The following is a 5,440-nucleotide window of genomic DNA, read 5'->3' as shown; positions in this document are numbered from 1 at the left end:
GGGGGGGGGTGCCCCGGTCGCCCGCACCCCCCCCCCCTCGGGGTTTGTGCTACTCCGACTTGGCGGCCGCGGCGGCCAGGCCGGCCGACCACTTCTCCTCGACCTTGCCGAACTTCCAGTAGGCGATCGCCGCGACCCAGGTCAGCACGAACAGGCCGACGATCGCGTAGCCGACGAAGTTGAGGTCCAGCCCGCCGATCCAGGCGATCGGGCCGCTGGTGATGTCCAGCTTCTCGCCGAGCAGGCCGATCAGCTCGACCAGGCCGATCACCAGCGCGACCAGCACCGACAGGCCGGTGACGGTCAGGTTGTAGTAGATCTTGCGGACCGGCTTGGAGAAGGCCCACTCGTAGGCGAAGTTCATGAACGAGCCGTCGATGGTGTCCAGCAGGCTCATCCCGGCCGCGAACAGGATCGGCAGCGTGAGCAGCGCGTACCAGGGCAGCGAGAACGCGGCCGCGCCGCCGGCCAGCACCAGCAGCGACACCTCGGTGGCGGTGTCGAAGCCGAGGCCGAACAGCAGGCCCACCGGGTACATGTGCCAGGGCTTGGTGACGGCCCTGGTCACCCGGCCGAGGATGCGGTTCATCAGCCCGCGCCGCTCCAACTGGCGCTCCAGCTCGGCCTCGTCGTACTCGCCCACGCGCATCCGGCGGAACACCTTGAGGATGCCGTTGAAGGCGCCCAGGTTGATCAGGCCGAGGAGCAGCAGGAACGTCCCGGAGACGGTGGTGCCGATCAGGCCGGTCATCGTGTGCAGGGTCGAGTCGTCCGCCTCCACCTGGTCGGCGAGCGAGCGGATGCCGAAGGCGAGCAGCGCGCAGAGGCCGAAGACGATCGAGGAGTGCCCGAGCGAGAACCAGAAGCCGACCGACAGGGGCCGCTTGCCCTGGCCCATCAGCTTGCGGGTGGTGTTGTCGATCGCCGCGATGTGGTCCGCGTCGAAGGCGTGCCGCATCCCGAGGGTGTAGGCGGTCAGGCCCATGCCCGCGCCGAACACCTGGCCGCCGACGTTGTAGTGCTCGGGCGCGACCAGCGCGAGCAGGGTGAACCAGCCGACGACGTGCAGCACGAGGATGAAACCGCCCATCCCGGCCAGGCGCATCCACTCCTCCCGGGTGAGCCGGTCACGCCATCTGACGGGCGAGGCACCTGCGGCGGGGCTGGACATCCTGTGGTCCTTTCGGGTGGTCCGGGCGAAGCTGGGCCATCTTTCCCCCCTCGGGGAAGTAGTTGCAAGTCATGTGCAAATGCCGGACGACGGCGAACGGGGGCATACGGGCGCGGACGAGGGGCGTGCGGCAGCGGGCACACGCCCGCTCGCGCCGGCCTCCACCCCGCCGCCCCGACCCGCGGGGCGCGACCACCGCGCAGCCTTCGTCAGGAAATCGGACGATTCCTCCCCTAGGGTCGAGATGCCGACGCCCGCAGCGCGCTCCCCGTACGCGCCGCGGGCCCGCCGGCGCTCACCGGCCCGGGATCCGATGGGAGCGGCCATGCCGTCCTACCCCTTCCGCACCACCCGCGAGGACGTCCGCATCCCGCTGCCCGACGGCACCCGGCTGGCCGCCCGGCTGTGGCGCCCGGTCAGCGACGAACCCGTCCCCGCCCTGCTGGAGTACTCCGCCGGCCGGCTCACCGACCGCACCGCCGCCGAGGACGCCCGCCGCCACCCCTGGTACGCCGGCCACGGCTACGGCGCCCTCCGGGTCGACACCCGCGGCCACGGCAACTCCGACGGCCTGCCCGGCGAACCCGGCGGCGACCAGGAGCTCGACGACGGCGCCGCCGTCCTCGACTGGCTCGCCCGCCGCCCCTGGTGCAGCGGCCGGGTCGGCCTGCTCGGCGTCGGCGCCGCCGGCACCACCGCCCTGCTGCTCGCGGCCCGCGCCCCCGACACCGTCGGCGCCGTGGTCACCGTCTGCCCCGAAGGCGGCCACCGCCTCGGCGGCGCCCTGCTCGCCGCCGACCTGCACACCCGGCTCACCACCCTGGTCTCCGACGCCGCCCTCCCGCCCGACCCCCGGCACGTCGGCGACGCCTGGCGCGCCGACTGGCTGGCCCGCCTCGAATCCCTGGACCCGCCCGTCGACGCCTGGCTCGCCGCCGGCGAGACCACCGTCCCCGTCCCCGCCCCCACCTTCGCCGTCGCCGGCTGGGGCGACCCCTCCTGCTCCTTCGTGCTGCGCCTGCTCGCCACCTCCCCCACCGCCCGCGCCCTGCTCGGCCCCTGGCCGCACGGCCTGCCCGAGGACACCCTCCCCGAGACCCTGCGCTGGTGGGACCACTGGCTGCGCGACCTCGACACCGGCGCCCTGGCGGAGCCCGCCCTGCGCAGCTGGATCGGCACCCGCTGGACCGGCGAGGAGACCTGGCCCTCCCCCGACGTCCGGGAGATCCACTACGGCCTCGACGGCCCGCTGCGCACCGCCGGCACCGCCTCCGACGACCGCCACGTCCGCGTCCGCTCCCCGCAGCACACCGGCCTCAACGCCGGCGCCTACGTCCCGCTCGGCCGCCCCGCCGACCAGCCGCCCGACCAGCGCGAGGAGGACGGCCGCTCGGTCTGCTTCGACTCCCAGCCGCTGCCCGAACCGGTCGAACTGCTCGGCACCCCGACCGTACGGCTGCGCCTGCGCGAGGGCGGCCCGCCCGCCCAGATCACCGCCCGGCTCTGCGCCGTCGGCCCGGACGGCACCTCCACGCTGCTCACCCGGGGCGTCCTGGTCGCCACCGGCCCCGACGCGGACGTCGAGCTCGCCGCCTGCGCCGGCACCCTCCCGGCCGGGCACCGGCTGCGGCTCGCCCTCTCCTCGGTCTACTGGCCGTGGGTGTGGCCCACCCCGGACGACGCCGGCTACGCGCTCGACCCGTCCCGCTCCGCCCTCACCCTGCCCACCCGCCACCTCGCCGCCGACATGGGCGCCGCCCCCGTCGCCTTCGAGGCCCCCGCCCTGCCCGAGCCGCTCGACATCCACCGCACGGAGCCGCTGACCGCCCGGCCCGAGCACGTCACCGTGCACGACATCGGCCGCCGGGAATGGCGTGCCGAACTCTCCCCCGCCACCGACGGCAGCCGCACCCACCCCGACGGCCTGGTCCGCGACGAGCACACCGTCACCGCCTACCGGGTGCTCACCGGCGCCCCGCTCAGCGCCCAGGCCCGCACCGACCACACCGTGCGCCTCGAACGCCCCGACATCGGCTGGGACGTCACCGTCCAGACCCGCACCCAACTGCGCTGCGACGCCGGGCACTTCCTCAGCATCGTGCAGCTGCGCGCGCTGGAGGCCGGCTCGGTGGTGTTCGCCCGGGAATGGCAGCACCGCGTGCCGCGCTGAAGCGCGCACACCGACGGGCGGGGCGGGGTGCGCCCTGCCGCCGTGAGCCCGGCACGACCCACAGGACGCTCCCTGAGCCCCCCGGTCAGAGGCGGTCGTAGATGGCGGCCAGCTGCCGGAGCACGTCGGTCGCGGCGTCCAGGGCGGGGGCGTCGTGGTGGGCGAGGGCGGTGTCGAGTGCCTGCGCCAGGGTGGTCTGGCGTTCGTCGTGACGGCGGCGGCCCGCGTCGGTGAGGGCGACCAGGACGGACCGCTTGTCGCCCGGGGGGCGCTCCCGGGTGACGTAGCCGGCGGTGGCGAGGTTGTTGACCAGCTGGGTGGTGGCGGCGCTGGTGGTCTCGGTGGCGCCGGCGAGCTGGCCGATCGACAGCGGGCCCGTCTCGGCCAGGACGCGCAGGGCCCGGGCGTGGGTGAGGGAGAGCGCGCCGGGGGTGCGGGTGGCGCGTCCGCGCAGGCGGGAGTCGGCGGCGCTGAGGCTGTAGGCGGCGCGGGCGAGCTGGTCGAGGGCCTGCTCGCGGGCGGGGGTGGGTCGGGGCTGCGACATGGGGGCGGCCTCCGTGGCTCGATCGATGGGCGGGTTGACAACAGAATATCCTAAGTACTTAATAGATAAGTACTTAGTGACTCGGCGGCACCGCCACCGAGCCCCCTATCGACACGGAGGACACCCGTCATGACCGTTCGTTCGACCGGACAGAGCTGGGCCCTGGACATCGCCCTCGCCCAGGGCGGCTTCGACGCCCTGCACCCCCAGGCCAAGGGCACCCTGGAGCAGCTCGGCCACGACCACACCGACTTCGACAAGGTCTTCGCGCTGGTGCAGAGCGGGGCGATGCTCCCCAAGGCCTGGGCCACCGTGGCCGGGCAGGCCGAGGAGCGCGCCGCCCACCACGAGCGGGGCGGCTTCGCCCAGACCGCCGCCGACCTGTACGTGCGCGCCGCGGTGATGTGGGGCCGCGCCCAGTACTCCGTCTTCGACGCCACCGACCCGCGCAAGCTCGCCTTCCGCGAGCACGCCAACCACTGCGTGGAGCGCCTCGGCGCGCTGCGCGACGACCGGGTCCGCCGGGTGGAGCTGGACTTCGAGGGCGGCCGGATCTACGGCCTGCTGCACCTGCCGGCCGGCGAGGTGCGCAACGCCCCCGCGGTGATCCTCGGCCCGGGGATGGACATGATCAAGGAGGACTACATCTACGCCGCCGAGCGGTACTACACCTCCCGCGGCATCGTCGCCCTGTCCATCGAGGGCCCCGGCCAGGGCGAGACCCGGGCGGGCGGGCTGACCGTCGACCTCACCAACTACGAGCGGGCGATCAGCCGTTACCTCGACCACCTGGCCTCGCTCCCGGAGGTCGACCCGCAGCGGATCGGCATGTTCGGCATCTCGATGAGCGGCTACTGGGGCTCGCGCGCCGCCGCCGCCGACCGCCGGCTCGCCGCGCTGGCCGCCTTCGAGGCGGTCACCGGCGACTTCCAGACGATCTTCGAGCAGGCCCAGCCGACCTTCAAGAACAACTACATGTACATGGCCGGCTACACCGACGAGGAGGCCTTCGACCGCGAACTGGTCGCCCGCATGCCGCTCGGCGACCTCGTCCAGGAGATCGACTGCCCGGTCCTGTACGGCATCGGCGAGTTCGACGAACTGACCCGGCTGGAGCAGGCCCTGGCCAACTACGAGCGCATCCGCGCGCCCAAGGAACTGCGCGTCTACGAGAACGAGTTCCACCCGCTGGGCGGGGTCGCCGCCGAGATCTTCCGCTTCGGCGCGGAGTGGATCGAGCGCGCCCTGAACGGCGAGTTCGCCGAGGCCGGGCGCGACGTGCGGCACTACGTGCACCACGACGGCCGCACCACCGACGGCACCGCCAACCCCACCTGGTGGCTCGGCGCCGTCCCCGCCCAGATCACCGCCGCCCGCCGGGCGTGACACCAGGCGCATACAGTCCGGCCCCGGGGTGTGGAAGCCCCGGGGCCGGACGGTGTGCTGGTGGTGCGTCAGCTGGTCTGGATGGAGGTGTCGTCGATCACGAAGCTCGTCTGCAGCGAGGCGTCCTCGGTGCCGGTGAACTTCAGGGTGACCGTCTGGCCCGCGTAGG

General features: G+C 73.8%; 4 protein-coding genes. 2 read left to right on the top strand and 2 right to left on the bottom strand.

Translation table 11 applies throughout. From position 1 onward, the window contains the following. Nucleotides 1-49 precede the first annotated feature (49 nt). Nucleotides 50-1,171 (bottom strand): HoxN/HupN/NixA family nickel/cobalt transporter, encoded by a 1,122-nt coding sequence (locus tag ACFV6D_RS27520; protein WP_063347065.1) that lies wholly within the window; start codon nucleotides 1,169-1,171, stop codon nucleotides 50-52. Nucleotides 1,172-1,496: 325 nt separating this feature from the next. Here ACFV6D_RS27520 and ACFV6D_RS27515 point away from each other — a divergent pair, with 325 nt between their 5' ends. Then, entirely contained in the window at nucleotides 1,497-3,341 is a 1,845-nt protein-coding gene (locus ACFV6D_RS27515; RefSeq protein WP_380561442.1) for a CocE/NonD family hydrolase, read from the top strand. Between the two features lie 85 nt (nucleotides 3,342-3,426). Here the strand turns inward: ACFV6D_RS27515 and ACFV6D_RS27510 are convergent, their stop codons facing one another. Next, nucleotides 3,427-3,885: a MarR family winged helix-turn-helix transcriptional regulator gene (locus ACFV6D_RS27510; protein WP_380561440.1), complete on the bottom strand. Its 459-nt coding sequence runs from the start codon at nucleotides 3,883-3,885 to the stop codon at nucleotides 3,427-3,429. 129 nt (nucleotides 3,886-4,014) lie between these two features. On the opposite strand from ACFV6D_RS27510, the gene ACFV6D_RS27505 reads away from it, so the two are divergent. Beyond that, nucleotides 4,015-5,271, top strand: coding sequence for an alpha/beta hydrolase (locus ACFV6D_RS27505; protein ID WP_380430341.1), 1,257 nt, complete (start codon nucleotides 4,015-4,017; stop codon nucleotides 5,269-5,271). Nucleotides 5,272-5,440: the final 169 nt, after the last annotated feature.

This window comes from Kitasatospora sp. NPDC059812 (assembly GCF_042732075.1).
Lineage (GTDB): Bacteria > Actinomycetota > Actinomycetes > Streptomycetales > Streptomycetaceae > Kitasatospora.
This window is presented reverse-complemented; position numbering and strand designations above follow the sequence as displayed.

Bases quoted from the DNA above. Each gene is read 5' to 3' on its own strand.
- ACFV6D_RS27520 (WP_063347065.1), bottom strand. From the start codon at position 1,171: ATGTCCAGCCCCGCCGCAGGTGCCTCGCCCGTCAGATGGCGTGACCGG.
- ACFV6D_RS27515 (WP_380561442.1), top strand. From the start codon at position 1,497: ATGCCGTCCTACCCCTTCCGCACCACCCGCGAGGACGTCCGCATCCCG.
- ACFV6D_RS27510 (WP_380561440.1), bottom strand. From the start codon at position 3,885: ATGTCGCAGCCCCGACCCACCCCCGCCCGCGAGCAGGCCCTCGACCAG.
- ACFV6D_RS27505 (WP_380430341.1), top strand. From the start codon at position 4,015: ATGACCGTTCGTTCGACCGGACAGAGCTGGGCCCTGGACATCGCCCTC.